This is a genomic window from Mesorhizobium sp. M1A.F.Ca.IN.020.06.1.1 (genome assembly GCF_004023265.1).
GTDB lineage: Bacteria > Pseudomonadota > Alphaproteobacteria > Rhizobiales > Rhizobiaceae > Mesorhizobium.
In genome coordinates, this window is sequence record NZ_RZSR01000652.1 from 1 (window position 1) to 3,484 (window position 3,484).

The 3,484-nt window shown below is 59.4% G+C and carries 4 protein-coding genes; 3 read left to right on the forward strand and 1 reads right to left on the reverse strand.

Going from position 1 to position 3,484, the window contains the following annotated elements:
* The 3 genes from EOA60_RS38335 to EOA60_RS24320 all read left to right on the forward strand — a co-directional run.
* On the forward strand, window positions 1-266 hold a 266-nt coding region (locus EOA60_RS38335; RefSeq protein ID WP_206619230.1), incomplete at its 5' end, for a hypothetical protein.
* A gap of 1,660 nt (window positions 267-1,926) precedes the next feature.
* The gene (locus tag EOA60_RS24315) at window positions 1,927-2,118 is read left to right on the forward strand and encodes a hypothetical protein (protein ID WP_127334757.1); all 192 of its coding nucleotides are present in this window, start codon (window positions 1,927-1,929) and stop codon (window positions 2,116-2,118) included.
* A 132-nt stretch (window positions 2,119-2,250) separates the two neighbouring features.
* Entirely contained in the window at window positions 2,251-2,544 is a 294-nt protein-coding gene (locus tag EOA60_RS24320) for a PilZ domain-containing protein (protein ID WP_127334758.1), read from the forward strand.
* Between the two features lie 89 nt (window positions 2,545-2,633).
* Here the strand turns inward: EOA60_RS24320 and EOA60_RS24325 are convergent, their stop codons facing one another.
* Window positions 2,634-2,825 carry a CopG family transcriptional regulator gene (locus tag EOA60_RS24325; protein WP_348627447.1) on the reverse strand — a complete coding sequence of 64 codons (192 nt, stop codon included), beginning with the start codon at window positions 2,823-2,825 and terminating at the stop codon, window positions 2,634-2,636.
* Window positions 2,826-3,484 lie beyond the last annotated feature (659 nt).

The window sequence follows — 3,484 nt, forward strand, 5'->3', positions numbered from 1 at the left end:
ACGACCGGGCTCTTGCGTGTGATGCTGCCGTACAAGTAAGCAACCTAAGATCGCGGCCGGCTTTTCCCCCGCATGAGCGCGCGCGCTTTGAAATTTCTGGACCGATGGATGGCAGACCATCTGCCAACGTGAGCACCGACGATCCAGAGGCCACTGCCGATCTTGTCCTTGAACTCCTGGCTACTGCCGGGCGTCAGGGCATCGCGCCCAAAGAGATATACGAGGAGGTCGATAGCTTGTTTCACCTTCTGAGCGAAGCGATGTAACGCCGTGGGGGCGGCTTGGCCGATTGACATGGCGAAGATGCCTGCGCAGGGACCTCCATCATTTTTAAATGACGGCACGCTGCTGTCCTCCCCAAATGAGGGGTCCACTTCAGCACGAGGATTTTGAAGGTGTCGCCCGTAGGCGGGTGCTCCAGTTTGTTAGCGGAAAGGCATGAAGCCATGGCCGACAAAAAAAATAGGCGCTGGCGGAAGCGGCTTTGAGATCGCTATGGTCGGCGTCATCGTTTTCGCTGCGATGGGGCTCATCATAGTCGCAGCTACGGGAATGCAGTGAATTCCACAAACGGAGGGTCGGTCAGGCGGCGCGGCACGATGCCGTCTAGCCGGGGCGTGCCCGGCCTGCCGAGGGGTCGAGGAGACCTTGGGCGCACAGGCCGGGCTCTTACCCCGGTGCCAACCACGGCGGGGCAGAGATGCATTATGCGCCATCGTTCAGTGCTAGGCATCACCCTTTTTAGTGGTAACTAATGAAAAGCCCGCCGCAGCTAATGAGCGTAAGCGACGGGCTTTTTAGGTTGCCACTGAGACGGTACATTCCTGAAGGAACCGACCGCTCCTTTGCTTAATCACTGAGGCCTGAATCCGTTCCACAAAGGACCATTTCTGTGTGATAATGGCTGATGCCTCGCCGAGGGCGACGATCATGTCATTGTCGCGTTGCAGTGGCGTCTACGGGCCCGCTGATCTGGACATGCTCCAGCGGGTGTTTAACCGGTTGTGCGACGAGAGACGCCTGGCCAAGAAGGATCGCGAACAGCGGGAATGTCTGGCTAGGGAAGTCTTCCAAGCTTTTGATGACGGCACCACCGGCGAAGCTGACCTATTGCAGGCGCTTTCTAAGCGCCGGAGAGCTAGCTAAGCCTTAGAAAATGTTAATGTCAGTCGCTGGGAAGGCAGCGCATAATGTGCATCTGCCCCGGCTCGGAACGGGGTAAGAGGCCCGGCCTGCTCTCCACGTCCCCAGCCCACCCCGCGACAGGCCGGGTCCTCCTGTCCTGAGCTAGGCCCGCTCCGTCTTCCGACTTCTCTGTCGGGAACATCGCGACGGGTAAGCGGTTATGGATTCGACGGCGCGGTTGGTGTCCCAGTTCTATCCGAGCCGTCCGATAGGCAAGCAACGGAGCCCACTCGACCCTCCCTCACGAGTGGGCTCCAGCCGTTCTGGCGATCTGGATATTCTCTGCCTACATCGCCGCCATGAGTGCCGGACCCTCCAAGAACTGATCGACGCGGGCATGTCCGTCACGGGCGGCTGCCTCGACTGCCATCGACATCAGAAGCTCGATCTGTCGGCGCTCCGCGATCGCTTCGGCCCAGATGCTCCGGCTATGGAGTGGGACTTGAGGCCGAGGATGAAATGCGCGGTCTGCGGCGGCAAGCGTATTACCTTGACCTATTCGCCAGACACCGGCCCGAAAGACCTCAATAGGGGGCGGAACTAACTCCCCGGAACCTAGTGCCCCTTATCGCAGTTCCGTAGCTAGGCGGCGCTGTAAAGCGACGCGTCGAGCTGGCGTTTCGGCCCCCATTCGGGAGAATTGGAGTGGGCTGACGCCAGAGGAGGCCCGACAAAAGAGCCCGTTCCGCACTGGGCGGGCTCTTTCAATGTATTGACGGCGCTTATTGAAGAGCATTTCAAATGAACATCTATACCGTTGAAACCATGTCGGAGATGGACGTGTTCTCTGTTGCCTACGCGAAAACGACCTCACCGAAAGCAGCCGCTGAATGGGTGACCGGCCGCCAGGTACAGGACCGGCGAGACGAGACCCAATGGGTTCGCGTCACCGACGAGGCCAACCGAGCGGTCTACAAATTTGCCTTCAAATAGGAAAAGGACCGCCGCCGACACCGAGCCTGACGAGGTAACTGTGAGCAGGTTGGGCGCTCTGTGGTCCCGCCCTGCTTGAGCCATAATTTTCGGCTCCACGGAGCGCTGGAACGCCGTTCACGTTATAAGTCTATGGAAACCCCACCTCCAGACGCTCCCCGTCGAGAACATCGCCCGCGCGTGCTGAAGGGCGGAACGATCATCACGGGTTTCCGAAACTCGGAAATCAGCTGCTCACTACGCAATCAGCACTCCCAAGGAGCCGAACTGAAGGTGGCTGCAGACATTCAGATCCCAGTACGCTTTCTGCTCTACGTTCCCATCGACGGGATCGCTTACAAAGCTGTCGTTCGTTGGCGAAAGAATGACCGCGTCGGCGTCGAATTTGAGGGTACCGAGCCAAAGCCGAAGTTCCATTACGGTTGAATGCCGAAGGCAGCACCTGGTGGACAGAGGTACTTAGACGGCAACCAACGGATAGGAGTGAACGTCCGAGGCGATGATTGGACGGCGGGTCAGGCGTTGCCTTCGACCGCACTCTCGTCGTCCAGCTCGTAGGGCACCGGCAGGTAGGCGTTGGCCATCAGCCATTCACCGACGATCGTTCTGACCAGCTCCGACTTGGATAGTCCCATTTCCACAGCCAGGCCTGCCAACGCTTCCTCGACCTTCGGATCCAGGACGAGCCCCGTCACATTTCGCAGCATTAGGGCGGCCCTGCGGAGCATCACCTGAAGGTCGGCTCTCGAGATCCGGAAGCTTGTGATCCACAAGCCATGAAGGTCGACGGCAAGATCGTCTGGCACACGGAAAGGTTCCGGCCATGAGCAGCGCTGGTGCGTCGTCGCTCAACAGGTAGACGACCGCCGAGCGGGGCGGGGGACCAGGGTGTGTCGACGGTCGTCCGAGGACAAGGGGCCATATGGTCAGCAAACTGCGTTGCGATAGGCCCTGGCTCATTGTGGCGTCGATCACCCCCATCCACATTCACATTTGTTATTCCCTCCGAGTCGGGCGCCTTGTATCGGCGCGCTACAAATCGGGGGTAGGCCAATCCTAGAAGCCGCATGCATTCGCCACGGGGGCAGGGCAAGGACGCGCGCGAAGGCCTTCGCAGGTAGCGAGTGAAGGGCGGGGGTGTGAGAAACCTCTGTACGGGGCTCTATTCCAATTCGCATCCAGATTGGCAACGATCCGGCAACAAAAACGGTGTAGCTCTCGGCCGACCGGTGTAGGCTTGAGCACGTGCCGAGCCCGTTTGGAACCACATTGGCAACATCGGGCCAAAACGGCGCAGGGTGTGAAAGGGGGCCGCTACGCCTTGCAATTCAAGGCGTCTGCGGTTATTCAGACGCCCGTTGCTGCG